This is a genomic window from Sphingomonas sp., from assembly GCF_039595165.1.
Lineage (GTDB): Bacteria > Pseudomonadota > Alphaproteobacteria > Sphingomonadales > Sphingomonadaceae > Sphingomonas.
On record NZ_JBCNMA010000010.1, the window covers coordinates 23,012 to 47,594 of the forward strand.

Annotated in this window: 22 protein-coding genes and 1 pseudogene; 12 read left to right on the forward strand and 11 right to left on the reverse strand. The window is 67.9% G+C overall.

Annotated elements, in window-relative coordinates:
• Positions 1 to 23 precede the first annotated feature (23 nt).
• From ABDV68_RS03275 to ABDV68_RS03285, 3 genes are read right to left on the reverse strand one after another with little or no spacing between them, the layout of a single operon-like run.
• A complete protein-coding gene (locus ABDV68_RS03275) occupies positions 24 to 1,049 on the reverse strand; it encodes an alpha/beta hydrolase (RefSeq protein WP_343518220.1) in 1,026 nt (341 codons plus the stop codon).
• Positions 1,050 to 1,063: 14 nt separating this feature from the next.
• The gene (locus ABDV68_RS03280; RefSeq protein ID WP_343518221.1) at positions 1,064 to 3,946 is read right to left on the reverse strand and encodes a TonB-dependent receptor; all 2,883 of its coding nucleotides are present in this window, start codon (positions 3,944 to 3,946) and stop codon (positions 1,064 to 1,066) included.
• Between the two features lie 14 nt (positions 3,947 to 3,960).
• A complete protein-coding gene (locus tag ABDV68_RS03285) occupies positions 3,961 to 4,140 on the reverse strand; it encodes a hypothetical protein (RefSeq protein ID WP_343518222.1) in 180 nt (59 codons plus the stop codon).
• Positions 4,141 to 4,288: 148 nt separating this feature from the next.
• Between ABDV68_RS03285 and ABDV68_RS03290 the strand changes: the two are divergent.
• The 4 genes and pseudogenes from ABDV68_RS03290 to ABDV68_RS03305 all read left to right on the forward strand — a co-directional run.
• Positions 4,289 to 4,951, forward strand: a pseudogene (locus ABDV68_RS03290) (ThuA domain-containing protein); the annotation flags it as partial.
• Positions 4,952 to 4,984: 33 nt separating this feature from the next.
• Positions 4,985 to 5,338, forward strand: a complete 354-nt coding sequence (locus ABDV68_RS03295) for a cupin domain-containing protein (protein ID WP_343518245.1) — start codon at positions 4,985 to 4,987, stop codon at positions 5,336 to 5,338.
• Positions 5,335 to 6,915 (forward strand): pectate lyase, encoded by a 1,581-nt coding sequence (locus tag ABDV68_RS03300; protein WP_343518223.1) that lies wholly within the window; start codon positions 5,335 to 5,337, stop codon positions 6,913 to 6,915. Before ABDV68_RS03295 ends, ABDV68_RS03300 begins: the two co-directional genes overlap by 4 nt.
• A gap of 18 nt (positions 6,916 to 6,933) precedes the next feature.
• Positions 6,934 to 8,310: a DUF4861 family protein gene (locus ABDV68_RS03305; protein WP_343518224.1), complete on the forward strand. Its 1,377-nt coding sequence runs from the start codon at positions 6,934 to 6,936 to the stop codon at positions 8,308 to 8,310.
• 137 nt (positions 8,311 to 8,447) lie between these two features.
• Here ABDV68_RS03305 and ABDV68_RS03310 read toward each other — a convergent pair whose 3' ends face one another.
• The 7 genes from ABDV68_RS03310 to ABDV68_RS03340 form a co-directional block, all read right to left on the reverse strand.
• The gene (locus tag ABDV68_RS03310) at positions 8,448 to 9,992 is read right to left on the reverse strand and encodes a carboxylesterase/lipase family protein (RefSeq protein WP_343518225.1); all 1,545 of its coding nucleotides are present in this window, start codon (positions 9,990 to 9,992) and stop codon (positions 8,448 to 8,450) included.
• A gap of 13 nt (positions 9,993 to 10,005) precedes the next feature.
• Complete coding sequence (locus tag ABDV68_RS03315) at positions 10,006 to 11,016, reverse strand: sugar kinase (protein WP_343518226.1); 1,011 nt, start codon at positions 11,014 to 11,016, stop codon at positions 10,006 to 10,008.
• Positions 11,017 to 11,041: 25 nt separating this feature from the next.
• The gene (kduD, locus tag ABDV68_RS03320; protein ID WP_343518227.1) at positions 11,042 to 11,797 is read right to left on the reverse strand and encodes a 2-dehydro-3-deoxy-D-gluconate 5-dehydrogenase KduD; all 756 of its coding nucleotides are present in this window, start codon (positions 11,795 to 11,797) and stop codon (positions 11,042 to 11,044) included.
• 5 nt (positions 11,798 to 11,802) lie between these two features.
• Entirely contained in the window at positions 11,803 to 12,645 is an 843-nt protein-coding gene (gene kduI / locus ABDV68_RS03325) for a 5-dehydro-4-deoxy-D-glucuronate isomerase (protein WP_343518228.1), read from the reverse strand.
• A 23-nt stretch (positions 12,646 to 12,668) separates the two neighbouring features.
• Complete coding sequence (gene uxaC / locus ABDV68_RS03330; RefSeq protein ID WP_343518229.1) at positions 12,669 to 14,108, reverse strand: glucuronate isomerase; 1,440 nt, start codon at positions 14,106 to 14,108, stop codon at positions 12,669 to 12,671.
• 275 nt (positions 14,109 to 14,383) lie between these two features.
• The gene (locus tag ABDV68_RS03335) at positions 14,384 to 14,578 is read right to left on the reverse strand and encodes a hypothetical protein (RefSeq protein WP_343518230.1); all 195 of its coding nucleotides are present in this window, start codon (positions 14,576 to 14,578) and stop codon (positions 14,384 to 14,386) included.
• 3 nt (positions 14,579 to 14,581) lie between these two features.
• Positions 14,582 to 14,731 (reverse strand): hypothetical protein, encoded by a 150-nt coding sequence (locus tag ABDV68_RS03340; protein WP_343518231.1) that lies wholly within the window; start codon positions 14,729 to 14,731, stop codon positions 14,582 to 14,584.
• Between the two features lie 318 nt (positions 14,732 to 15,049).
• On the opposite strand from ABDV68_RS03340, the gene ABDV68_RS03345 reads away from it, so the two are divergent.
• Positions 15,050 to 15,235, forward strand: coding sequence for a hypothetical protein (locus tag ABDV68_RS03345; protein WP_343518232.1), 186 nt, complete (start codon positions 15,050 to 15,052; stop codon positions 15,233 to 15,235).
• Positions 15,236 to 15,318: 83 nt separating this feature from the next.
• Here ABDV68_RS03345 and ABDV68_RS03350 read toward each other — a convergent pair whose 3' ends face one another.
• Complete coding sequence (locus tag ABDV68_RS03350) at positions 15,319 to 16,338, reverse strand: LacI family DNA-binding transcriptional regulator (protein WP_343518233.1); 1,020 nt, start codon at positions 16,336 to 16,338, stop codon at positions 15,319 to 15,321.
• A 73-nt stretch (positions 16,339 to 16,411) separates the two neighbouring features.
• Between ABDV68_RS03350 and ABDV68_RS03355 the strand changes: the two genes are divergently transcribed.
• The 7 genes from ABDV68_RS03355 (at position 16,412) to ABDV68_RS03385 (ending at position 24,561) form a co-directional block, all read left to right on the forward strand.
• Positions 16,412 to 17,884, forward strand: a complete 1,473-nt coding sequence (locus tag ABDV68_RS03355; RefSeq protein ID WP_343518234.1) for an altronate dehydratase family protein — start codon at positions 16,412 to 16,414, stop codon at positions 17,882 to 17,884.
• On the forward strand, positions 17,881 to 19,320 hold the full coding sequence (locus tag ABDV68_RS03360) for a mannitol dehydrogenase family protein (protein ID WP_343518236.1): 1,440 nt from the start codon (positions 17,881 to 17,883) through the stop codon (positions 19,318 to 19,320). The genes ABDV68_RS03355 and ABDV68_RS03360 overlap by 4 nt, the downstream gene beginning before the upstream one ends.
• A gap of 67 nt (positions 19,321 to 19,387) precedes the next feature.
• Positions 19,388 to 20,182: a 2-keto-4-pentenoate hydratase gene (locus ABDV68_RS03365; RefSeq protein ID WP_343518237.1), complete on the forward strand. Its 795-nt coding sequence runs from the start codon at positions 19,388 to 19,390 to the stop codon at positions 20,180 to 20,182.
• Between the two features lie 90 nt (positions 20,183 to 20,272).
• Positions 20,273 to 21,499: an MFS transporter gene (locus ABDV68_RS03370; RefSeq protein ID WP_343518246.1), complete on the forward strand. Its 1,227-nt coding sequence runs from the start codon at positions 20,273 to 20,275 to the stop codon at positions 21,497 to 21,499.
• Between the two features lie 84 nt (positions 21,500 to 21,583).
• Entirely contained in the window at positions 21,584 to 22,036 is a 453-nt protein-coding gene (locus ABDV68_RS03375) for a MarR family transcriptional regulator (RefSeq protein ID WP_343518238.1), read from the forward strand.
• A gap of 74 nt (positions 22,037 to 22,110) precedes the next feature.
• Complete coding sequence (locus tag ABDV68_RS03380; protein WP_343518239.1) at positions 22,111 to 24,210, forward strand: malate synthase G; 2,100 nt, start codon at positions 22,111 to 22,113, stop codon at positions 24,208 to 24,210.
• 33 nt (positions 24,211 to 24,243) lie between these two features.
• Entirely contained in the window at positions 24,244 to 24,561 is a 318-nt protein-coding gene (locus ABDV68_RS03385) for a hypothetical protein (RefSeq protein WP_343518240.1), read from the forward strand.
• Positions 24,562 to 24,583 lie beyond the last annotated feature (22 nt).

The following is a 24,583-nucleotide window of genomic DNA, read 5'->3' on the forward strand; positions in this document are numbered from 1 at the left end:
CCGTGATCCTAAGGTGAGTGAGTTTAGGCGAGGACCTTCGCGGCCCAGCCGGCGAACAGCTCGGGCCAGATGGCGACCGGCTTGCCGGCGGTGTTGCGCAGGCCGAAGCCATGGCCGCCCTGGGCGAAGAGATGCGTGTCGACCGCGATACCCCTGGCGCGCAACGCCGCGCGGAGCAGCAGCGCGTTCTCGACCGGGACCGAGGCGTCGTCCTCGGCATGGAGGATGAAGGTAGGCGGAGCGTCGGCAGGGACGTTGAGGTGCGGCGAATGCGCCCGCTCGAGCGCGGGGCGGGCGTCCTTGCCGACCAGCAGTTCGCGCGAGCCGGGATGCGCCGTGGGCGCGGTCATGCTGATCACGGGATAGATCGGCGCGGCCGCGGCGGGACGCGCCGGAAGGGCGTCGGCGGCATCTACCGGGTCGTAGGTGCGCGTCGCGAAGCGGGTGAGCAGGTCGGCGCAGAGATGACCGCCCGCGGAGAAGCCCATCGCCGCGACCCGCTCGGGATCGACGCCATAGTCGCGTGCGCGGTGGCGGATCAGCCGCATCGCGCGCTGCGCGTCGGACAGAGCGACGTTCGGGCCGGCCGCCCAGCCGTCGCCCGGCAGGCGGTAGAACAGCACGAACACGGTGAAGCCGCGCGCGGAGAGCCAGCGGCCGAGCTCATGGCCTTCCTTGTCGATCACCACCCAGCGATAGCCGCCGCCGGGCATGATCATCACCGCGGCGCCATTGGGCTGTTCCGGGCGGAACACGGCAAGGCGCGGTCGGGTGATGCCCTGCACCGAGCGGTCGTGGAAGGTGGGATCCTTGCTGCGCTCGTTGACGATCTCGACCGGCGGCTTGGCCGGCATGCCGGGCGCGCCGTTCGGCCACAGCTCGATCGTCTCGGCCGGATCGGATTGCCGCGCCGGCCCCGGCGTTCCGGTGGCCGGCGGGGCGGTCTGGCCGAAGGCGGCGGAGGCGAGCACCGCCCCGCCGCCCGCGGCTGCGAGAAAAGCACGGCGGCCGGGCCGAACCAGGCCGTCCAGGTCGTTCCGGTCCGCCATGCTCCCCCTCTCGGTCACATCTTCACGCGCGCGCCGAACAGGATGGTGCGGCCGAAATGGTTGTTCTCGTAAGCGAGCCCCGTCTCTTCGGAGACGTAGCGCGTGCGGTAGGTGTCGAGCAGGTTGCTGCCCTCCACCGACAGCTCGATCATGTCGGTCAGCTTGTAGCGGATCGAGGCGTCGAGGTTGGTGTAGCTGTGATAGCCCTCGAACACGTTGCTGTTGCCGCTGATCGAATCATTGAACGGCCCGCGATAGGCGACCGAGGTGCGCGCGCTGAACCGGCCATCGTCATAGTAGAGCGTCGCGTTGAACGCCTTCTTCGACAGGTTGAGCAGCGTGGACGTGTAGTCGCCCACCACCGGGGGCATGGTGCAGGCTGCGGTCGGGTTCGCCCGGACGCAGTCGTTGATCGCCGGACCGGGGATGCGATAGGTCGCTTCCGAATCGATCAGCGTCGCGTTTGCCTGCATCCCGAAGTGCTTCAGCATGCCCGGCATGAACGAGAACGGCATCTGCACCGCGACCTCAATGCCCTTGAGGCTCGCGCCCACGCCGTTGACGAATCCGCTGATCGTCCAGTCCGGCACGTCCTGCAGAGCGGGGTTGATCGAGGCCGGGTCGGACGGGCTCAGCACCGATGCAGGCAGACCGGTCGAGGTGAACGATCCGGTGCGGCTCTGGCGGATCGAGAAGCTCTCGATATCCTTCTTGAACAGCGCGACCGAGATCACCGACTCCGGACGGAAATACCATTCGAGCGACACGTCATAGGCGGTGCCGCGCGTGGGATCGAGGAGCGGGTTGCCGAAGCTGACCGTCTTGGCGAAGCCCGAGGCCGAGCCGCCCGGCGTAAGCTCGCCCAGCGAGGGCCGCGTCATCACCCGGGCGATGGCGCCGCGGAGGATGACGTTGCGCGACGGATAGAGCGCCAGGTTCATCGACGGCAGCCAGTCCTCATAGTCGCGCTCGACCGTGATCTGCTGGCCGTTGTTGACGCCATAGGAGGATTGCTCGGTGCGGACATAGCGCATGCCGGCGTTGAGCGCATAATCGATGCCGAGCAGTTCACCCTTTACGTCGAACTGGAGATAGGCGCCCTTGGTCGTTTCCTGGACACCACGGACATTGGCATTGTCCACCACCAGCGCGCGGCTGTAGAGCTTGGTGAAGTCGGTCGCGGCCGGGAAGGCCGGAATGAGCCACTGCACGGTGGTTCCGGCGGGCTGCCCGGCGTCGGGCAACGTTACCAGCTCCGACAGCGCCGAGGTCACCGGGAAGCCATAGACCGCGCCTGGCCCGAAGGCGCTGGACGGTGAGCAGGTGATCGTGCCGAGCACGAGGTCCTGACCGCCATTGCCGCACACCGGCGTGTTGCGCGTCGCCGCCCACAGGTCGAAATTGTAGCGGCGCCAGACCGCGCCGGCCTTGACCTGGAAGCCCTCGGTCACGTCCCATTCGGTGCGCAACTGGGCGGTCTTGAACTTGTTGGTGTTGTTCGAGAGCGCGTCGCGCAGTTCGGCGAGCTGGAAGTTCGCCGGATCGGTGACGCTGGTGCCGTAGGTCAGCACCGGATGGTCCATGTCGGTATAGTCGAACTTGTAGCCCTGCGCGTCGCGATCGTCGAACATGAGCGTGGTTTCGACGGGGATGTCGGCGTTCGATTTGGAGAAGCCGCCGAGCAGGGTGAAGCGGAAGCTGTCCGAGAGCTCCTGATCCCAGGTGCCGCCGAGCTGGTAGAACTCGGTCTGCGACTTGCGCAGATAATGCTCGGTGCGGACATAGACGTCGTTGAGCGTGGCCGAGATCATGTTGCCGTTGTCGTCATAGACCGGATTGACGACGTCGACCGCGCGCTCGTTCGAACGCAGCAGCACCTCCAGCCATTTCTCCTCGCGCGTTTCCTTAAATTTGGAATAGAGGCCGTCGATCGAGATCTTGGTCCGGTCGGTCGGCGCGAACTGGATCGAGCCGGTGAGGCCCAGCCGCTCGCGGTCATGCCGGACGATGCCATAGCGCGGGATGCGGGCATGGAAGGCGAGCGAGGCCGGCGTGCAGGCGGCGCTGGGACGGTAGAACCCGCCGGTGTTGGACACCGGCGTCCCCCCGGTCGCTTCGCGCACCGAGTAGAAGCAGGGCGTGCCGTTGACCGAATCGAAATAGGCCTGCGCCCAGCGCACGGTGTTGTTGCCGACCTCGAGCGTGTCGGTCTTGGAATAGGCGGCCGAGACGGCCGCGCCGAAGGTGCCCGCCTCGTTCCGCCAGCTCAGCAGCCCGGCGACGCGGGGCCCGACATTCTTCGACAGGTCGTTATACGATCCCTGGACCGAGGCGACCGCGGTGAGGCCGGCCTTGCCGGCAAGCGGGTTGCCGGTGTTGAGGTCGACCACGGCGCCGAGCGAACCTTCGTCGAGGCTCGCTTCGGCGGTCTTGCGCACGACGAGGCTCGAGAAGAGCTCGGAGGCGAACACGTTGAAGTCGAACGCGCGCTCGCGGTTGGCGGAGGCGCCGTCCGTGGTCGTGGTGATCGTCTCGAGCCCGTTGACGCGGACGCGGGTGAACTGGGAGCCGAGGCCGCGCACGGTGATCGCGCGGCCCTCGCCGCCGTCGCGCTGGATCGCGATGCCGGGGATGCGCTGAAGCGATTCGGCGAGGTTCTGGTCGGGGAACTTGGCGATGTCCTCGGCGACGATCGCATCGACCGCGGCGACCGACTCGCGCTTGACGTTGAGCGCGGCGTCGAGCGACGCGCGGAAGCCTGAGACGACGATCTCTTCGGGCTCCTCCGCCGCCGGCTCGGCGGGCTGGGTCTCCTGCGCCTGGACGGCGGTAGCGATAACAAGAGCCGAGGCGGCGGCAAGCAGCCGGGCTCCCGGGCGGCGATGAAGGACTCGCATTCGAACTTCCCCTCTCAATCGGTGTCGATGACACCGGTGGCTATCTTCGCCTGCTGCTCTTCGGCAGCGAACGAAATGACGTCGGGGAGGGGTGCCTCTGCCGCGATTCGCGGCGAAATCAGCGCGATCCTCCCGTTTTCGCCGCGTTGTCGCGGTCTCCACCGGTCGTTTTCTGCTTGAGAAACCGGTGTCATTGGCACATTGTTCGCTTCAGCCGCCCGTGTCAAGAAGGCGCGCCTGGAAGAAACGGGTTATGGGTTTGCCGCCCTGACGGCAGCGAGAGGGGATATCGGGATGCGGGCGATTCTGCTGCTGCTGGGGGCGATGTTGCTCGGAGCCGCCATGCCGCCGCCACCTGCCGTGCTGATCTTCAGCCACACCACCGGCTTCCGCCACGCCTCGATCGAGCCGGCGCGCGCGGCCATCGCCAACGCGGCGCAGGCCAAGGGCTATGCCGTCACCGCGAGCGAGGATCCGGCGCTGTTCGACGACGCCGCGAAGCTCAGGGGATTCGCGGCGATCGTGCTGGTGAGCACCACCACGCGGCCCAAGGAGAATGACTCGGGCGAATGGCTGGTCGGCCCCCGGCGCGAGGCGCTCCAGGCGTTCGTGCGCGGCGGCGGCGGCATCGTCGGCATCCATGGCGCGGCGGATTCGCACTATAGCTGGGACTGGTACGGGCGGATGATCGGCGGCCGCTTCGCACGGCACCCGTCGGGCACGCCCGAGGGAGCGGTGACACGCGCCGAGCTCGATCACCCGTCGATCCGCGGGCTGCCGGCCAATTTCGAGCTGGTCGACGAATGGTATTGGTTCGACGATCTCGATCCGCGGCTGCGGCCGCTGCTGATGCTCGATCCGTCTTCGATCGGGGAGAAGGGCGCGAACCCGCGTCCGCTCGCCTGGGCGCATGACTTCGAGGGCGGACGCGTGTTCTACACCGCGCTCGGCCACACGCCCGAGGCCTGGTCCGATCCCCGCATCCTCGGCCATGTCATGGGCGGGCTGGACTGGACGATCGGGCGCGGCGCGCGGCCGATGATGGTGATCGACGAAGCCGCCAGGAAAGTCGAGGAACCGCCGCCGCACGGCAAGATCGGGATGAGCACTGCGTGGCGCATCACCGACGGCGTGCCCGGGCGGATGATGGAATATCGCAAGCGCTCGCTCCATCCCGGCGCCGCGATCGGGGTGCATCCGATCGCGCATGACGAGATCTATGCCGTGGTCTCGGGCGAGGGCGAGGTGGTGTCCGACGGGGTCACCGCCAAGCTCAAGCCGGGCATGACCGCCTATCTCTACACCGGCGCCCAAGTCGGCATCCGCCAGACCGGCACCGCGCCGCTCGTCCTCATCATCAGCTATCCGCTCGAGAAGGTTCCCCAGAAATGATCGCACGCCGTACTCTGCTTGCCGCCTCCGCCACGCTCGCGCTGACGCCGGGGGCGGCGCTGGCGCAAGGCGTGTCCAAGGCCGAGGTGACGGCGGCGATGAAGCGCGCGACGCGCTTCATGGTCGAGAAGATGGCCTATTGCGGCGGCTATGTCTGGTCGTACCTCCCCGACCGCTCGCGCATCTGGGGCGAGCTCGAAGCGTACAAGACGATGGTATGGGTGCAGCCGCCGGGCACGGCGACGATGGGACACCTCTATCTCGACGCCTATCATGCGACGGGCGACGAATATTACTACCGGGCCGCGGCCCAGGCGGCCGAAGCGCTGATCGCCGGGCAGCTGCCGCAGGGCGGGTGGAATTACTTCATCGACTTCGGCGGGCCGGAGTCCACGAAGCGCTGGTACGAGACGATCGGGCGCAACGCCTGGCGCATGGAGGAATTCCAGCACCATTGGGGCAACGCCACCTTCGACGACGGCGGCACCGGCGAGGCGATCCGCTTCCTCATCCGCATCTATGTCGAGAAGCGCGAGGCGCGCTTCAAGCCGGGGCTCGACAAGGCGATCGACTTCATCTTCGCGAGCCAGCTTCCGAACGGCGGCTGGCCGCAGCGGTGGCCACGCGTCGCCGATGGCGGGCTGCACGGCAAGCCCGACTATACCGGCCTGATCACCTTCAACGACGGGGTGATCCACGACAATATCGACGTGCTGCTGACCTATCACCAGGCGATCGGCGACCCGCGCATCCTGCCCGCGATCCGGCGCGGCATGGACATCTATCTCGCGACCCAGCAGCCCGCGCCGCAGGCCGGGTGGGGGCTGCAGCATACGATGGACCTGAAACCCGCCGGCGCGCGCACCTATGAGCCCAAGGCGCTGGTCACGCACACCACCGCGTCGAACATCGAGCAGCTGATGAGCTTCTATCGCCTGACCGGCGACGCGAAATATCTCGCGCCGATCCCGGCGGCGCTCGCCTGGCTGGAGAGCGTGCGGCTGCCCAAGGCGCTGCAGGAGGGCGGGCGGCAATTCCCGACCTTCGTCGAGATCGGCACCAACAAGCCGCTCTGGGTCCATCGCCGCGGCTCGAACGTCGTGAACGGCGAATATTATGCCGATTACGATCCGGCCCACACGATCGGCCACTACAACGCCCGTCGCGGGATCGACACCGCGAAGCTGCGGCGCGAATATGAGGAGCTCAAGGCGACGCCGGGCAAGGCCGCGTCCAGGGATTCCGCGCTGCTCAAGGGGCGCCAGCCGCTCAAGAAATACTGGATGGCCGAGGTCGAGGCGGGGTCGGACATGAATGCCACCAAGGGCGGCAAGGATGCCCGGTCGCTGGTCGGATCGCTCAACGCCGAGGGCTGGTGGCCGACTCAGCTGCGCGCGATGAGCCATCCCTATGGTGGGCCGGGCTCGAAGACGGTGACGCCCGGCGACTTCCGCTCCACGCATGTCGGGGACAGCACCGACACCTCGCCCTTCGACGTCAAGGACGGCCCGATCGGCATCTCGACGGGCACCTATATTGATCATATGATCACACTTATTAAGGCGCTTCAGCGATAGTCTTGGACAGGAGATGGCATGACCCGGCGGTTGGCTTGCGTATCGTTGCTGGCACTGGCCGGCACAGTTCCCGCCGAGGCTGCCTTCTCCGATCCCTGGTATGTCCGCGAGGACTTCAAGCCGGTGCGGCGCATCGCGATCCGCATCGCCAACGATCTCGACCAACCGCGCAAGGCGACGCCGGTGGTGATCACCCCGGCGCAGATTCCCGAGCTCGCCGGGATGCACGAGCTGACCGTTACGCTGGTCGATCCGGGAGGCGTTCCGCGCCCGGTGCCGACCAAGGAGCAGCTCGCGCAGATGGGGCCGCACGGCATCCGGCAGGAGACCAATGGCCGCCAGCTCGACATGCAGATGGACGATCTCGACAAGGACGGCGTGTGGGACGAGCTGTTCTTCCAGGCCGACCTCAAGCCGCGCGAGACACGCACCTATTACCTGTATCTCGGCTTCCATCAGCGCGGCTGGAACCCGCACGGCGCCGCGGCTGTGATCGGCAGCTATTCGCGGCACATGGTGCCCTTCTGGGAATCGGGCAATGTCGGGTGGAAGCTATGGTTCCCCGACAGCGCCGACGTCTACGGCAAGCGCAAGAGCATCCTGATCGCGCCGCAGATCCTGTCCAACAACTGGGACGGCTATGCGGTGTCCTATATCGACCCGGCGTACGGTTCCGACATCATGTCGGTCGACGACAGCTTCGGCGGCGGCGGGATCGGGCTGTTCGAGACGCCGGGCAGCGACTTCGTCTCGCGCCCGCGCTTCTCGCCCAACGCCGATGCGGCCGAGCGGTGGAACACCAACCAGCTCAAGGACACGCGCTACGCGTTCGAGGTGATCGTCAACGGCCCGCTGCGCTCGATGGTGCGCGTGAAGACGATGAACTGGAACACCGGCAAGGGCCGCTATGCGCTCGAGCAGGTCTACACCGCCTATGCCAACCACAATTACGCGACCGCGAAGGTGCAGTTCAGCCAGTGGGAGCCCGGCGCGAGGGGCGTGCAGTTCGCCGCCGGCATCCGCAAGAAGGCGGGCGAGACCCTCGGCTATCGCCAGGGCGGCGTGGTGGTGACCACCGCGCCCGAGGCGATCCGCAACCCCGACGACACCGATTCGACCCAGAACGCGCTGACCGTCGGCTATGCCGGGATCGGGCTGGTGGTGAAGGACGGCTATGGCGCGAAGCATGTCGCGGTGGCGCAGCAGCAGGGCAACGAGCTGTTCCGCTTCCCCGAGCGCGCCGACGGCAAGTATGAGTATATGCTCGCCGCGGGGTGGAGCGAGGGCGAGGTGCTCAAGACCGCGGCCGAGTTCCGCGACTATGTGGTCGGGGTGGCGAAGGAGTATAATTCGCCGGCGCGGTTGGTGGGGTTCGACGTGCAGGAGCGGGAGTAGCGCTCAGCCGATCTGCATTCATTCGTCATCCCGGCCTTGTGCCGGGATCCACCGGGAGGCGAGTGACGGACAAGCGACTCAGGGGCATCGCTAACGGCGCCGTGGATCCCGGCACAAGGCCGGGATGACGGCTAAAATTATGTCCCCGGCTGCACATAAGGCACCCGCGAGAACAATTCGCGCTGCCACTTGCGCGGGTCGTTCACCACGCGGCTCTGCGCATCGAAGACCATCGTCTGCCGCTGCGGCAGCGTATGCTTCGGCCATGCCGGCACGCCCGCGCCATTGGGATCGCCCTTGGCCGCGAGGTTGACGAAGCCGCGCATCATCGTGGCCGAGGCCGCCTGCGCCGCGGGGCCGGTGCCCGACACGGTGCCCTCGGCGCCGATCGTGCCGAACACCAGCGGGATGTCGTGGGTGTGCGCGGCGCCACGCTGGGGCGCGACGGGGGAGGCAAAGTCGAGCTGATAGACCCAGGCCGGGGCGCCGGCCTTCGCGCGCTCCTCGGCCTCGATCACCTGACCGCGCCAGCTGCGGCCGGCGGTGGTGGCGGCGTAGAAGACCTCGGTGACCGACCAGCTCGGGAACTGCTTGCGATACTCGGCCACCACCCATTCGGGATGCGCGTCGATGCGCAGGCGCGGGGCGATGCGCTCGGCGAGGTTCGACCAGTCGAGCGTGCGCACCACCTCCGAACTGGGGTCGTCGAAGGCGCGGGTCTCGTCGCGAGTGTTTCCGAGGATCAGCGGGATGCTATTGCCCAGCGGATTGGCGTCGGGCCAGAAGGGGTGGCGGGTCAGCCACTTCATGTCGAGCACCGGCCCCATATAGACCCCGCCGCCGAGGATCGGGTCCTCGGCGCGCAGGCCGTCGATCAGTCTTTCGACCGGCATGTCGAGCAGGTCGCCGGGCCTGGCCTTGAGCCGGTCGAGCAAGGCCTGCGCGCGGCGCGTGGCGTTGAGCGGGCCGCTCGCGGTGACTTGCTGGCCGGACATGGTCGCGGCGCGGTGGAACAGGCCCTTGGCGGCGGGCATGCCCATCAGGGTCGCGATCTTGGCGCCGCCGCCGGACTGTCCGAACAGCATCACCCGCTTCGGATCGCCGCCGAAGCCCGCGATATTGTCGCGGATCCATTGCAGCGCGAGGATCAGGTCGAGCTGGCCGTTATTGCCGCTGTCGGGAAAGCGCGGGTCGAGCCGCGCGAGATAGAGATAGCCGAGCGCGTTGAGGCGGTGGTTGACGGTGACGACGACCACATCGCCCTTTTCGGCGAGCGTCTGGCCGAATACCTGCGGCTCGATCACGCTGCCGTTGGAATAGGCCCCGCCGTGGAAATAGACCATCACCGGACGGCGCGCATTCGCGTTGGTCTCCGGCGTCCACACATTGAGGAACAGGCAGTCCTCGCGCTGGCTGACCGCGCGGCCGGTCTGCGGGCAACTCGCGGCGAACTCGGTGGCGGTGAGCGTGCCGCGTGACGCTTCCGGCGCGGTGGCGGGGCGGAAGCGGGTGCGGCTGGTGTCGTTGCCGTAGCGGATGCCGAGGAACGCCTGAACCGCGCCGTCGCGCTTGCCCCGCCAGCGTCCGGACTTGCCGGTGGCGAGCGGATCGGACTGGGCGAACGCGGCAGAGGGCAGGGCGGCCAGCGCCGCGCTCGCCGCCAGCAGCGTCCGCCGCTGCATCACCGGCGCCCCTTCACCGACGAACGTCCAGGCCGCCTTCGAGGAAGGCGTCGATATCCGCCTGGCGGAACAGGCTGGCATCGCCGGGCAGCGAATGCTTGAGGCAGGTGAGCGCGAGGCCCGAGGCGACCGTCGCCTCGAGATCCTGGCCCGACAGCACGCCGTGCAGGATGCCCGCGGCATAGGCATCGCCGCCGCCGATGCGGTCGATGATCCCGGCCACCACCACTTCCTCGGTCTGATAGCCGCGCTCGGGCGTGTCGACGCGCGCGGCGATGCGGTGGCGGTCGGCGTCGTCGACATGGCGCGCGGTCGAGGCGATGCGCTTCAAGTTCGGGAAGGCGGCGAAGGCGGCCTCGGCGGCCTCGCGGCGGCGGTCGGCACCGTCGCCCGAGAAGGACTTGCCGAGCAGCAGCGAGACGTCGCGATGGTTGCCGAACATCGTGTCGGCGAGGCTCACCAGCTCGGTGAGGACGGCGCGGGGATCGCTGTCCCACGCTTCCCACAGGCGGGCGCGATAGTTACCGTCGAAGCTGATGGCGACGCCCAGTTCCTTCGCGGCGCGCGCGGCGCGCAGCGCGGCCTCGGCCGTCGCCGGGCCGAGCGCGGGGGTGATGCCCGACAAATGCAGCATCGCCGCGCCGTCGAGCAAAGTCTTCCAGTCGAACGCATCAGCCGGGGCCTTGGCGAAGGCCGAGTCCGCGCGATCATAGACGATGTCCGACGCGCGCAGGCCGGCGCCCTGAGTCAGGAAATAGAGGCCCATGCGGCCGTCGCGATACTGCACGCCGCTGGTGTCGGCGCCCTGCGAGCGCACGAACTGCACCGCGGCGCGCCCCAGCGCATTGTCGGGCACCGCGCTGACCATCGACACCGAATGGCCGAGATTGGCGAGCCCGATACCGACATTGGCTTCGGCTCCGCCCACCACCACGTCGAGCCGCGGCGTCTGCAGCATGAGCTCGCGCCCCGGAGCGGTCAGGCGGAGCAGCAATTCCCCGAAACAGACGATACGGCCGGCCATGATGTCTCCTTGAACTCGCCGGCGCTCAGCGCGCCAGCCAGCCGCCGTCTACCGCGAGGATATGGCCTTGCACATAGTCCGACGCCGACGAGGCGAGGAACACCGCCGCGCCGCCGAGGTCCGCGGGGTCGCCCCAGCGGCCGGCCGGGATGCGCTCGAGGATCTGGCGGTTGCGCGTCTCGTCCTTCTGCAGTGCGTCGGTGTTGTTGGTGGCGATGTAGCCCGGCGCGATCGCGTTGACGGTGATGCCCTTCGACGCCCACTCATTGGCCAGCAGCTTGGTGAGGCCGCCGACGCCCGACTTGGACGCGGTGTAGCTCGGCACGCGGATGCCGCCCTGGAAGGTCAGCATCGAGGCGATGTTGATGATCTTGCCGCCGCCATTCAGGATCATGTGGCGCGCCGCGGCCTGGCACAGGAAGAACACCGACTTGAGGTTGGTGTCCATCACCGCGTCCCAGTCCTCCTCGGTGAAGTCGACCGAGTCCGCGCGGCGGATGATGCCGGCATTGTTGACGAGGATGTGCAGCCCGCCGAGCTTTTCCACAGTCTCGTCCACAACCCTTTGCACAGGCTCGATCGTCGACAAGTCGGCGCTGACGATCTCCGCCTTGCGGCCGAGCGCGCGGATTTTCTCGACCGTGTCGGCCGCGGCCGAGCGGCCGACCGCAGCGATGTCCGCGCCCGCCGCGGCAAGGGCCAGGGCGATGCCCTGGCCGATGCCGGTGTTGGCGCCGGTGACGACGGCGACGCGGCCGGTGAGGTCGAAGGGGTTGGTCATCGCGCTTACGCCAGCTGGCAGATGTCGAGGACGTTCATGTCGGTATAGTCCTGGTTCTCGCCGGCCATCGCCCAGATGAAGGCATAGGCCTTGGTGCCCGCGCCCATGTGGATCGACCAAGGCGGGCTGATTACCGCTTCCTCATTCTGCATCACGATGTGGCGAGTCGCTTCGCCCTCGCCCATGAAGTGCATCACGCGATCGGTGTCGAGATTGTCGAGCTCGAAATAGAAATAGATCTCGCTGCGGCGCTCATGGATGTGCGGGGGCATGGTGTTCCACACCGAGCCGGGCTTGAGCACGGTCAGGCCCATGACGAGCTGCGCGCTGTCGCACACGCCGGGGATGACGAGCTGGAAGATGGTGCGCTCGTTCGATTCGGCGAGGCTGCCGCGCTCCAGCGCATTGGCGTCGGCGATGCCGAGCTTGCGCGTCTGGAAGCCCTTATGCGCCGGGCACGAGGCGATGTAGAAGCGCGCGCCCTGACCGGCGAACTCGACGTCGGTCGCGCCCATCGTGACGTAGAGGCAGTCCTTGTTGCCGAGCGTGAAGCTCTCGCCGTCGACGGTGATCGTGCCCTCGACGTTGCCCACGTTGACCACCGCCATCTCGCGGCGCTCGAGGAAGGGGTGGCCCTTGGCCGAGGCCGGCTCTTCCTGCGCGGGGAGCTTGACCGGAGCAGCGCCCACCGCGACGCCGCCGATCACGAAGCGGTCGGCATGGGTGTAGTTGAGCACGACCTCGCCCTCGCGGAACAGGCCCTGGATCAGGTAGCGGTCGCGCAGCTCCTCGTTGGAGACGCACTCCATCATGTCGGGGTGGGTGGCGTAATAGGTGCGGTCGAACATCGGGTGTGGCTCCGGTTGTGGTTTCAGGCCGCTTCGGCGACCGGGAGGGTTTCGTCGAGCTTGTAGGCCTTGCGGACAAGGCCGTTGGTCAGCTCATAAGCGAGTTCGGCGGCTTCCCAATCCTGCATCCGCCCCTCGGCGACGAGGCGGGCGAGGAAGGCGCAGTCGACGCGGCGCGCGACGTCGTGGCGCGCCGGGATCGAGAAGAAGGCGCGGGTGTCGTCATTGAAGCCGACGGTGTTGTAGAAGCCGGCGGTCTCGGTGGTCATCTCGCGGAAGCGGCGCATGCCCTCGGGCGAGTCGTGGAACCACCAGCTCGGGCCGAGGCGCAGGCACGGGTAGTGGCCGGCGAGCGGCGCCAGCTCGCGCGCGTAAGTGCTCTCGTCGAGGGTGAAGAGGATCACCGTCAGGTCGGGCTCGTTGCCGACAATGTCGAGCATCGGCTTCAAGGCCTGGACATAGTCGGTGCGGGTCGGGATGTCCGCGCCCTTGTCGCGGCCGTGGCTCGCGAACAGCCTGGCATTGTGGTTGCGGCAGGCGCCGGGATGGATCTGCATCGTCATGCCATCCTCGACGCTCATCTTCGCCATCTCGGTGAGCATCTGCGCGCGGAACAGCTCGGCATCGGCCGCGTCCCACTTGCCGGAGATGATGCGCCCGAACAGCGCCTCGCTCTCGGCGGCCGAGAGGTTGGCGGTCTGCGCGGTGGCGAAGCCATGGTCGGTCGCGGTGGCGCCAGCGACGCGGAAGTCGGCGCGGCGCTTGCGATGCGCGGCGAGATAGCCCTTCCAGCTATGCACGTCCTCGCCGGTCAGGTTGGCGAAGGCCTCGAGCGCGCCCTTGAACGCCTCATGCTCGACGTCGATCACCGAATCCGGGCGATAGGTGGTGACCACGCGGCCCTGCCAGCCCGACTTGCGGATCGCGGCGTGATGATCGAGCGGATCGTCGGCGCCTTCGGTCGTGGCGAGGAAGTCGATCTTGAATCGCTCGAACAGCGCGCGCGGGCGATAGTCCGGAGTCGCCAGCGCTTCGTTGATCGTGTCGTAATAATGGTCCGCGGTCGAGGCATCGAGCAGCCGGTCGATCCCGAACACTTCGGCGAAGACATGGTCGAGCCACATGCGCGAGGGCGTACCGCGGAACAGGTGATAGTTGCTCGCGAACAGCCGCCACGCCGCGCGCGGATCGGTCGCCGGCACCCCGTCGAGCCGCGGCACGCGCAGCGCGTCGAGGTCGACGCCCTGGCTGTAGAGCATGCGGAAGACATAGTGATCGGGCGCGAGGAACAGCTCGGTCGCATTCTCCCAAGCCTCGTCGGTCGCGAACCACGCCGGATCGGTGTGGCCGTGCGGGCTGACGATCGGGAGGTCGGCGATCTCTTTATAGAGCGTGCGCGCGATGCCGCGGGTGGTGGGGTCGGCGGGGAACAGCCGGTCGGGATCGAGTGCCAGGGGACGCATCACGGACTCCTCAAAAGTCATATTATTTTGGCCTTACCAACAACGCACGGCTTGGCAAGGCGAGTGCTGACCGCCCAGTGACTGGGGTGATATGGTAACCGGTGTCAGGTTCGATTTCAACTGGAGTCTGGGTGTGCCGTTGCAGAAGGTGAATCTTTGGACGCGCAGGCTGTCCGCACCACAGCTCCCAGCGGGAGGAGGCGCGGCGAGGCAGGCAATGCCGGTGCGTGAGGACGAACACATTCGATTGGCGGAACCCTCGACCAGCCGACGGCCTACCGCGGCGGATCGGCGCGACTCATATATAGCTGTGCGAGGCGCCTGCCGACCTCATTCCACCACTTCGCCTGCTCGAAGGCGCCCTTCGATTTCAAATCCGCAATCTTGCGCCTGATCACCTCCGGCCCGTCCTCGCCATTCTCGCGGTCGAATTCGAGTGCGTCGACCCAGAGGGCGAGTTCGCGACCCAAGGGCTATCGCCGCCACCAGCCAAGCAACCGCTGGCGTCGACCGGTGGAATTGAGGTGCGCGCGGCGGCGGTCGCGGGCGCGGTGGAAGGCGGTCATGCCAAAGGTCATGATGATGGCGATCAATGCAATGACGATCGCATAGGCGAAACTCAAACGGGGATCGATGGCGCATCTCCGGCTGGTAAGCGGGAGCGCGCAAGGTCTCTCAGCCAGCGGTGCTTACGAGACGAAGGTCCGCTGATGCAGCCAGCTTAGCAGCCCCGAATGCGCGGGGCCAGCGAAAGCCGGCCTTCGGTCGAGGATTTCGTGTACGGCGGTATTCATGTCGGAAATATAGTTATTTGATCCGAGGACGTATTGAAAATGCTGCTCTCAGTGTCCATTTCCAGAACATCGCCGAAAGATTTTTTCGTAAGCTTCAGCGACTGAGAGACTTGTCGTGCTCCCGCTTACAATGGCCGGAGCGAATTCATGGATCTCAACGAATTATTTTATCGTCATCAGACGTCACTCCTGTGCGCCGAAAACGCTTCGTGCGCGGAGGCGCGCATCGTTCACGAGGGACTGGCCGAGCTTTATGCCGGTCGCATTCGCGATCTGCGCCGGAAATCCCCGGACAGCGCGCCCCTGGTATTGGGTGTCCAGCAGGCCGGCTGAGATCTGGCGGAGTCGTTTCCGCGCGAACGCCTCAAATCGGGCCTTCGCCTACCTCGCGCGGAGGAAGGCGCGCTTGCCGCGTCTCACTCCACCGGCGGCGCCACCGAAGCCCTGCGGATCAGCGTCGAGACGAACAACGACTCCCCGCTCTCCTCGTCCTCCCCATCGCCGATCAGCTTCAAGGCGGCCGCCCGCGCCATCGTCGCGATCGGCCAGCGCACCGTGGTCAGCGGCGGCCACAGGTAGGACGCGATCGAGGTGTCGTCGAAGCCGACGATCGACAGGTCGCGCGGCACGTCGAGCCCGCGCTGGCGCGCGGTGTGCAGCACGCCGGCCGCCATCGCGTCGTTCGAGCAGAACACCGCGGTCGGGCGCGGCGACAGGTCGAGCAGGCGCTCGGCCGCGCGCATCCCCGATTCGAACGTATAGTCGCCCTGCGCGATCAGCGTGCGCTGCACCGGAATGTCGGCATCGTCGAGCGCCGCCTCATAGCCCCGGCTGCGCTCGTGCGCCGAGCGGAAGCCGTGCGGCCCGAGCACCAGGCCGATGCGCTTGTGCCCGTTCTCGATCAGGTGGGTGACCGCGCCGCGCACTACCTCGCGGTCGTTCGACGCGACCATATGCTCGGCATCGTCGAACGAGGCCGAGCCCATGCGGACGTAACGCGCGCCGATCTCCTGGCACAAGGCCGCGAGCGAATCATTCTCGCTGATCGGCGGCAGGATCATCACGCCATAGGGCCGCTGGCGCTCGAGGAAGCGGCGGATCTCGTCGAGCATCGTCGTCGAGCCGCGATCGACCGGGTGGACGATCAGCTCGAACTCGGTGTCGCGCAACACTTCCAGCAGTCCCTGCTGGACGTTGAGCACCATGTGCGGGTTGGGGTTGTCGTGGATCAGCCCGATCAGGAAGTTGCGGCGCAAGGCCAGCGCGCGCGCCTGGGGGTTGGGCACATAGCCGATCTCGGCGATGACCTTTTCGACCCGCTCGCGCGTTTCCTCGTTGAGCAGGGGGGAGCGGTTGATCACGCGGCTGACGGTCTTCTTGGATACCCCCGCCAGCCGCGCTACATCGTTGATTGTCGCCTGCGCGCCTTTTTTCATGCGCGATGCATAGCGCGCAGACGAGGCCTAGCCAATTGCGGGCTGTTGCTCTAGGCGCTGCTGAATTCGTATGATGATTCCTGCTGCTCTCCAAATCCACCCCAGCGACAGCGTGGCGACCGCGCTGCGCGACCTCGAATCCGGCGAGACGGCGCTCGGCGTGACGCTGCGCGACGCGGTGCCGCGCGCGCACAAATTCGCGCTGGTGGCGCATGCGCCGGGCGATCCGGTGCTCAAATATGGCTTCCCGATCGGCCGCGCGACCGCACCGATCGCGGTCGGCGAGCATGTCCATGTCCACAATGTCGCGACCGCGCTGGCGGGCGAGGCGAGCTATGGCGGCGGCGCGGCGGCGGCGAAGGGGCAGAGGGCCGCTTCGGCGATCCGCTGGCGCGGCTATGCGCGCGCCGATGGCCGCGCGGGCACGCGCAACGAGATCTGGGTGCTGCCGACCGTCGGCTGCGTCGGTCGCACCGCGCAGAAGATCGCGGCCAAGGCCGAGCTGCTGCTGCCCGCCGGGGTCGACGGCGTGCATGCCTTTGCCCATCCGTTCGGCTGCTCGCAGCTCGGCGGCGACCTCGACGGCACGCGCGACATCCTCTCGGCGCTGGCGCAGCATCCCAATGCCGCGGGCGTGCTGCTGGTCGGGCTCGGCTGCGAGTCGAACCAGCTCTCGGCGCTGCTCGAAACCTTACCGCCGCAGACGCGCGGCCGCATCCGCACCGTCGGCGCGCAGGCCGCGTCGGACGAGATCGCCGAGGGCGTCGCCGCGGTGCTCGAACTCGCCGAGCAGGCCGCGCTGGCCAAGCGCGAGGAGATGGGGCTCGACCGCATCGTGCTCGGGGTGAAGTGCGGCGGGTCGGACGGGCTGTCGGGGCTCACCGCCAACCCGCTGGTTGGGCGCATGGCCGACCGCATCACCGATGCCGGCGGCTCGGCGATCCTGACCGAGATCCCCGAGATCTTCGGCGCCGAGCAATTGCTGATGGCGCGCGCCGCCGATGCCGCGACGTTCGATGCGATCGGCGAGCTGGTCAATCGCTTCAAGCGCTACTTCATCGACCATGGCGAGCCGGTGTCCGAGAACCCGTCGCCCGGCAACATCGCCGGCGGCATCACCACGCTGGAGGAGAAGAGCCTCGGCGCGGTGCAGAAGGGCGGGCAGGCGATCGTCACCGACGTGATCGACTATGGCGAGCGCGTGAAGCGCACCGGGCTGACGCTGCTCGAGGCGCCAGGCAATGACGCCGTGTCGTCGACCGCGCTGTCGGCGGCGGGGGCGAACGTGATCCTGTTCACCACCGGCCGCGGCACGCCGCTCGGCTTCCCCGCGCCGACGCTCAAGATCGCGTCCAATTCCGATCTCGCCGCGCGCAAGCCGGGCTGGATCGACTTCGATGCGGGGCAGGTGCTGAGCGACGGCATGGACATCGCCGCCGATGCCCTGCTCGCGCGCATCGCCGCGATCGCCTCGGGCGAGGAAGCCGCCGCCGAGCGCAACGGCGAGCGCGAGATTGCAATCTGGAAGCGAGGCGTAACGCTGTGAATCGACTGTCCCTGGAAACGCTGCGGGACTTGCCTGCGGCGGTGAGCAAGCCTGCCTATGATCCGGCGCAGGTGTCGACCGGCGTGGTGCATTTCGGCCCCGGCGCGTTCCATCGCGGGCACCAGGCGGCCTATTTCGACAGCGTGCTGGCGAGCGACCCGCGCTGGGGCATCGCCGCGGTCTCGCTGCGCTCGCCTGGCACGGTCGAGGCGCTGGCGGCGCAGGATGGGCTCTACACGCTGGCGATCCTCGACCGCGAGCCGTCGATGCGGGTGATCGGCGCGCATCGCGAATGGATCGGGCCGGGCGGCGGTGCCAAGGTCGCGGCGCTGCTCGCCACCCCGCAAGTGCGCATCGTCACCTCGACCGTGACCGAGAAGGGCTATTGCCTCGCGGGCGACGGCACGCTCGACATGAGCCATCCCGACATTGTCGCCGACCTCGCGGGCGGCGAGCCGCGCAGCTTCGTCGGCTGGCTGGTGCAGGGGCTTGCGGCGCGGCGCGCGGCGGGTGGCGACCCGTTCATGGTGCTGTGCTGCGACAATCTCTCGGGCAATGGACGCAAGCTGCGCGCGGCGACGATCGCGCTGGCTGAGCGGCGCGACGCCGATCTGGCGAAGTGGATCGCCGACACCGCCGCCTTCCCCGACACGATGGTCGATTCGATCACTCCGGCGAGCGACGACGCGCTCTATGCCCAGGTCGCGGCCGAGCTGGGTGTCGAGGACCGCGCGACGGTGCAGCGCGAGGCGTTTACGCAATGGGTGATCGGCCCGTACCAATTCGCCGACGGGCCCGACCTCGCCGCGGCGGGGGCGACGCTGACCAGCGACGTCGGCGGCTATGAGCGCGCCAAGCTGCGCATCCTCAACGGGCTGCATTCGAGCCTCGCCTATCTCGGCCTCGCCCTGGGGCTGGAGACGGTCGCGGACGCGATGGGCGAGCCGGCGCTTGCGGCCTTTGCCGAGCGGCTGGCGCTGCAGGACATCGTCCCGGCGCTCGATCCCGTCGCCGGGCTCGATCATGCCGGTTACACGCAGGCGGTCCTCAACCGCTTCCGCAACCCCGCGATCCGGCATCTGCTGTCGCAGATCGCGTGGGACGGCTCGCAGAAACTACCCTATCGCCTGCTGGACACGACGGCAGCTGCAATCCGTGCGGGACGGCCGGTCGAACGGCTCGCGGTGCCGGTGGCGGCGTGGATGCACTTCATCGCCCGGCGCGCCGCCGAGGGCGTGGCGATCACCGATCCGCTCGCCGGTCCGCTGACCGAAGCGGCCGCCGGCGCCTCGCCGGCCCAGCTGGCCGAGCGGCTGTTCGCCTTCGATTCGGTGTTCCGCCAGGAGATCGCGGGCAATGCGAGCTTCCGCGCGGCGGTGACTGGGGCGGTGCAGGCGCTCGCCGAACGCCGGATCGAGACGCTGCTCGCCCGGTGATCGGGGGCTCTTGTCACTGACACCGGTTTCCATTACCGCTCGCGCAATAGATCAAAGCGAGGGGTGGATGAACGAACTGGACGCGATCGCCGAGGCATTCGTCGCCGCACGCCGCGCCGCGACCGGGCTTCCCGACTATCCAGGCACGCCGCCGTCCTCGCTGGCCGACGCCTATGCGATCCAGGACCGCGCGCTGGCGCTGAACGGCGGGCAGGTGGCAGGATGGAAGGTCGGAAAGATCGGCCCGCCGCTCGACGGCGCGCTCGGCACCAACCGCCTGGCCGGCCCGATCTTCGCGGATTCGGTCCACGATGGCCGCGGTGTCAGCCCCGCAATGCCGGTGTTCGCCGATGGTTTCGCCGCGGGCGAGGCCGAGTTCCTGCTGCGCGTCGGCCGCGCCCCCGATCCGGCCAAGACCAGCTATACGATGGACGAGGCGGCGGACCTCATCGACGCGGTGCATGTCGGCATCGAGATCGCGAGCTCGCCCTTTCCCGGCATCAACGCGCTCGGCCCGCTCGTCACCATTTCCGACTTCGGCAACAATTACGGGCTGGTGATTGGCGAGGCGATCCCGGACTGGCGCAATTCGGGCCTCGAAAATTGGCCTGTCCAACTGTTGATTGATGGTCAGGAAGCTGGCAGGGCTGTCGCCCGGGACATGCTCGACGGCCCGCTCGGGGCGGCGCGTTTCCTGTTCGAGGCGCTGGCGGCGCGCGGTATCGCGCTCGAGCCGGGGCAATGGATTTCCTCGGGCGCCGTGACCGGCGTGCACGAGGTGAGCGTGGGCGCGACGGTGACGGCGACGTTCGCGGAGATGCAGGTGAGCTGCTCGATCGAGGCAGCCAGGCCCGCAGCGTAACGGGAGAAGACGATGGACGGCACGCAGGCACCGGTCGGGGCTGACGGAATTCGAGCCCAGGCGGCGGCCAATGCCGGCCGCTATCGGTGGATGATCGTGGCGCTGCTTTTCGCGGCGACCGTGATCAACTATATCGACCGCCAGATGATCGGCGTGCTCAAGCCGACGCTGATGGAGGACCTCAAATGGTCCGAGCGTGACTTTGCCGGCGTCATCATCTGGTTCCAGTTCGCCTATGCGATCGGTTACATCGGCTTCGGCAAGTTCGTCGACATGGTCGGCGCGCGCGTCGGCTATGCCGTCGCCTTCGTCATCTGGCAGCTCGCGCACATCGCGCATGGCGGCGCGCATTCGATGACTCAGTTCGCGATGGCGCGCTTCGGCCTCGGCATCGGCGAGTCGGGCAACTTCCCGGCGGGCATCAAGGCGGTGACCGACTGGTTCCCGGCCAAGGAGCGCGCGCTGGCGATCGGCATCTTCAACGCCGGTGCCAATATCGGCGCGGTGGTCACGCCTCTGGTCGTGCCGCTGATGGTGGTCGCCTGGGGCTGGCGCATGGCGTTCGTGATCACCGGCGTGGTCAGCTTCGTGTGGCTGATCGCCTGGTGGACGATGTACCGCAGCCCGCGTCAGCACCCCAAGGTCAGCGAAGGCGAGCTCGCCTGGATCGAGCAGGACCCGGCCGACCCGGTCAAGCCGATCGGCTATGCCACGGTGCTCACGCGCCGCGAGACCTGGGCCTATGCGCTCGGCAAGTTCTTCATCGACCCGATCTGGTGGTTCTTCCTGTTCTGGCTGCCGGGCTATCTGTTCAAGCAGTATGACCTCAACCTGCTGACCTTCGGCCTGCCGCTCGCTGCGGTGTATCTGATTTCCGATGTCGGCAGCGTCGCGGGCGGCTGGTTGTCCTCGCGGCTGATGAAGGCGGGCAAGTCGGCCAACTTCGCGCGCAAGGTGACCATGCTGATCTGCGCGCTGGTGATCCTGCCGGTGGTGTTCGCCGAATCGATCTCGAGCGTGTGGGTCGCGGTGCTGGTGATCGGCCTCGCCACCGCGGGGCACCAGGCCTTCTCGGCCAACCTCTATGCGCTGCCCTCCGACCTGTTCCCGCGCGGCGCGGTCGGCTCGGTGGTCGGCATCGGCGGGACGGTCGGCGCGGTCGGCGGCATCCTGATGGCCTTCTATGCCGGCGAGGTCCTCGACCGCCTCGGGGTCTATTGGCCGCTCTTCTGGGTCGCGGGCGGCGCCTATTTCCTCGCGCTGCTGGTCGTCCACCTGCTGTCGCCGAAGCTGGAGCCGGTCAAGGTCGAGGCTTGACACTTTCTGTCTCAAGTCCCGATTTGGGCGCAATGAAGTAATCCTGTCATTGCGCCCGGATCGGGTTCGGGGCATCACTGTCCTATGACGGCAACACTCAAGCTCGACGCCTTCCTGCCCTACCGGCTGTCCGTGGCGTCCAACCGCGTCTCGGGGGCGATCGCGGGGGCCTATCAATCGCTGTTCGGACTGCGCATTCCCGAGTGGCGTCTGGTCACCGTGCTCGCCGAGTTCGGGGCGATGAGCCAGCAGGCTTTGTGCGGGCGCACGCAGATGGACAAGGTGACGGTGAGCCGCGCGGCGATCTCGCTCTACGAGCGCGGGCTGGTGACGCGTACGCCCAACCCGGACGACCAGCGCTCGCACCTGCTCGAGCTCAGCATCGACGGCTGGGCGCTCTATCGCCAGGTCGCGCCCAAGGCGCTCGAGCTCGAACGCCGTATCTTCGAGAGCCTGTCCGACGACGAACAGGCGCAGCTGCGCACGATGCTCGAGCGTGTCGAGAACGCCGCGGCGGCGATCGGCCCGGGGGGTTGATCGAAGCCGCCCCGCTCGACTAGTCAGACACCGCCTCCCCAGGGCATGTGCACACATCACCCAGGAGGATTCCAATGACCGCTTATCAGTCGCGCGCCGGGCTTTCGGTGGCGGAGCCGCTCGCGCGCTTCGTCGAGGAGCGCGTGCTGCCCGATCTGGGCATCGCGGCGGAGGCGTTCTGGGCGGGCGCGGCGGCGATCTTCGAGCGGTTCGCCCCGGAAAACCGCACGCTGCTCGCCAAGCGCGAAAATCTCCAGGCGCAGATCGACGCGTGGTGCGCCGAGGATCCCGCGCGGGCGGCGGACCCGGTCGCGCAGGAAGCGTTCCTCCGCTCGATCGGCTATCTCGTCGACGAGCCTGATGCGTTCACGATCGGCACCGCGAACGTCGACGCCGAGATCGCGACGATGGCCGGCCCGCAGCTGGTGGTGCCGGCGCTCAACGCGCGCTTCGTGCTCAACGCCGCCAACGCGCGCTGGGGCAGCCTCTACGATGCCTTTTACGGCACGGACGCACTGCCGGGCGAGGCTAGGGCTGGCGGCTATGACGCGGCGCGAGGCGCGCAGGTGATCGCGGCGGCCAAGGCCTTCCTCGACGAAGCGGTGCCGCTGAGCGGGATGAAGTGGGCGGATTTCGCCGGCGGCGATCTGCCGCTCGCCGATCCGGGCCAACTCGTCGGTACGCGTGGCGACTCGCTGCTGTTTCGGCATCACGGCCTGCATGTCGAGGTGGTGGTCGACCGCGAGCATCCGATCGGTCGCACCGATCCCGCCGGGATCGCCGACGTCGTGCTCGAGGCTGCGCTGACCACGATCGTCGATCTCGAGGATTCGATCGCGGCGGTCGATGCCGAGGACAAGGTCGCGGCCTATGCCAACTGGCTCGGCCTGATGCGCGGCGACCTCGAGGAGAGCTTCGACAAGGGCGGCCGTACGATGACCCGGCGGCTGGCCGCGGACCGCGTCTACCGCCGTCCCTTCGCGAGCGACCTGACGCTGCCCGGCCGCTCGCTGCTGTTCGTGCGCAATGTCGGGCATCTGATGACCACGCCGGCGGTGCTGATCGACGGTGAGGAAGCGCCCGAGGGTATCCTCGACGCGATCGTCACGGTCGCTTGCGCGCTCCACGACCTGCGCGGCCTGGGCCAGTATCGCAACAGCCGCGCCGGCACCGTCTATATCGTCAAGCCCAAGATGCATGGCCCCGAGGAGGCCGGCTTCACCAACCGCCTGTTCGACGCGGTGGAGGATCTGCTCGGGCTGGGCCGCCATACGGTCAAGGTCGGGGTGATGGACGAGGAGCGCCGCACCTCCGCCAACCTCGCCGCGTGCATCCATGCGGTGAAGGACCGCGTCGCCTTCATCAATACCGGCTTCCTCGACCGCACCGGCGACGAGATCCACACCAGCATGCGCGCCGGGCCGATGATCCCCAAGGCGGAGATGAAGGCGTCGAGCTGGCTCAAGGCCTATGAGGACCGCAACGTCCGCATCGGCCTGCGCCACGGCCTTTCCGGCAAGGCGCAGATCGGCAAGGGCATGTGGGCCGCGCCCGATCGCATGGCCGAGATGCTCGACCAGAAGATCGGCCACCCGACGAGCGGCGCCAACACCGCCTGGGTGCCCTCGCCGACCGCCGCGACGCTGCACGCGATGCACTATCACAAGGTCGATGTGTTCGCCCGCCAGCGCGAGATCGCAGGCGAGGCAGTACCGGGCCTGACCCCGCTGCTGACCATCCCCGTCGCGCAGGGCCGCAACTGGACGGCGGAGGAGGTCGCGCGCGAGCTCGATAACAACGCCCAGGGCATTCTCGGCTATGTCGTTCGCTGGATCGACCAAGGCGTGGGCTGCTCCAAGGTGCCCGACATCCATGACATCGGGCTGATGGAGGACCGCGCGACGCTGCGCATCAGCTCGCAGCACATGGCCAACTGGCTGCTCCACGGCGTCGCGACCGCGGACGATATCGATGCCGCCTTCGCGCGCATGGCGGTCAAGGTCGATGCGCAGAATGCGGGCGACCCGCTTTACCGTCCGATGGCGGGGAATGCGGACGCCAGCCTCGCCTTCCAGGCGGCGCGCGCGCTGGTGTTCGAGGGCGTCGCCCAGCCCAACGGCTATACCGAGCCGCTGCTGCACCGTTTCCGCGCCGACGCGAAGGCGCGCGGCTAGGCAGCCGGACCACGAGCCGCTAAAGGTGCGGCGATGCGACCGCTGCTGCGCCTCGTGCTGATATTCACGCTGATCTGGTGCGGCCTGCATATCCCGGAGCCGGCGCAGGCGCATGGCGGGCCGGTGGCCGAGCATGCGCTGCTCGACCCCGCGGGGGATGAGGGCGAGGATCGCCAGCAGCCGGGCGAGCCCGCGCATGCCAGCCATCATCATTGCCCCGTCGCGCCCGACCAGGCGCTTCGCGATGGCGGCAACGCCTGGGCGAATGGTGCCGCGCCGATCTTCGCGCCACGCGTCGCGGCGCTGCGCTCGCACGCGCAGGCGCCACCGCTCCAGCCGCCCTCCACCTGACCTGACCTCGCCGCGCGGCCTC

What these genes read in the sequence shown, in the direction of transcription:
- ABDV68_RS03355 (WP_343518234.1), top strand. Translation starts at nt 16,412, where the DNA reads ATGATTCCTGCTGCTCTCCAAATCCACCCCAGCGACAGCGTGGCGACC.
- ABDV68_RS03305 (WP_343518224.1), top strand. Translation starts at nt 6,934, where the DNA reads ATGACCCGGCGGTTGGCTTGCGTATCGTTGCTGGCACTGGCCGGCACA.
- ABDV68_RS03275 (WP_343518220.1), bottom strand. Translation starts at nt 1,049, where the DNA reads ATGGCGGACCGGAACGACCTGGACGGCCTGGTTCGGCCCGGCCGCCGT.
- ABDV68_RS03295 (WP_343518245.1), top strand. Translation starts at nt 4,985, where the DNA reads ATGATGGTGATCGACGAAGCCGCCAGGAAAGTCGAGGAACCGCCGCCG.
- ABDV68_RS03380 (WP_343518239.1), top strand. Translation starts at nt 22,111, where the DNA reads ATGACCGCTTATCAGTCGCGCGCCGGGCTTTCGGTGGCGGAGCCGCTC.
- ABDV68_RS03280 (WP_343518221.1), bottom strand. Translation starts at nt 3,946, where the DNA reads ATGCGAGTCCTTCATCGCCGCCCGGGAGCCCGGCTGCTTGCCGCCGCC.
- ABDV68_RS03365 (WP_343518237.1), top strand. Translation starts at nt 19,388, where the DNA reads ATGAACGAACTGGACGCGATCGCCGAGGCATTCGTCGCCGCACGCCGC.
- ABDV68_RS03385 (WP_343518240.1), top strand. Translation starts at nt 24,244, where the DNA reads ATGCGACCGCTGCTGCGCCTCGTGCTGATATTCACGCTGATCTGGTGC.
- ABDV68_RS03300 (WP_343518223.1), top strand. Translation starts at nt 5,335, where the DNA reads ATGATCGCACGCCGTACTCTGCTTGCCGCCTCCGCCACGCTCGCGCTG.
- ABDV68_RS03375 (WP_343518238.1), top strand. Translation starts at nt 21,584, where the DNA reads ATGACGGCAACACTCAAGCTCGACGCCTTCCTGCCCTACCGGCTGTCC.
- ABDV68_RS03310 (WP_343518225.1), bottom strand. Translation starts at nt 9,992, where the DNA reads ATGCAGCGGCGGACGCTGCTGGCGGCGAGCGCGGCGCTGGCCGCCCTG.
- ABDV68_RS03285 (WP_343518222.1), bottom strand. Translation starts at nt 4,140, where the DNA reads ATGACACCGGTTTCTCAAGCAGAAAACGACCGGTGGAGACCGCGACAA.
- kduD (WP_343518227.1), bottom strand. Translation starts at nt 11,797, where the DNA reads ATGACCAACCCCTTCGACCTCACCGGCCGCGTCGCCGTCGTCACCGGC.
- ABDV68_RS03350 (WP_343518233.1), bottom strand. Translation starts at nt 16,338, where the DNA reads ATGAAAAAAGGCGCGCAGGCGACAATCAACGATGTAGCGCGGCTGGCG.
- kduI (WP_343518228.1), bottom strand. Translation starts at nt 12,645, where the DNA reads ATGTTCGACCGCACCTATTACGCCACCCACCCCGACATGATGGAGTGC.
- ABDV68_RS03370 (WP_343518246.1), top strand. Translation starts at nt 20,273, where the DNA reads ATGATCGTGGCGCTGCTTTTCGCGGCGACCGTGATCAACTATATCGAC.
- ABDV68_RS03315 (WP_343518226.1), bottom strand. Translation starts at nt 11,016, where the DNA reads ATGGCCGGCCGTATCGTCTGTTTCGGGGAATTGCTGCTCCGCCTGACC.
- ABDV68_RS03345 (WP_343518232.1), top strand. Translation starts at nt 15,050, where the DNA reads ATGGATCTCAACGAATTATTTTATCGTCATCAGACGTCACTCCTGTGC.
- uxaC (WP_343518229.1), bottom strand. Translation starts at nt 14,108, where the DNA reads ATGCGTCCCCTGGCACTCGATCCCGACCGGCTGTTCCCCGCCGACCCC.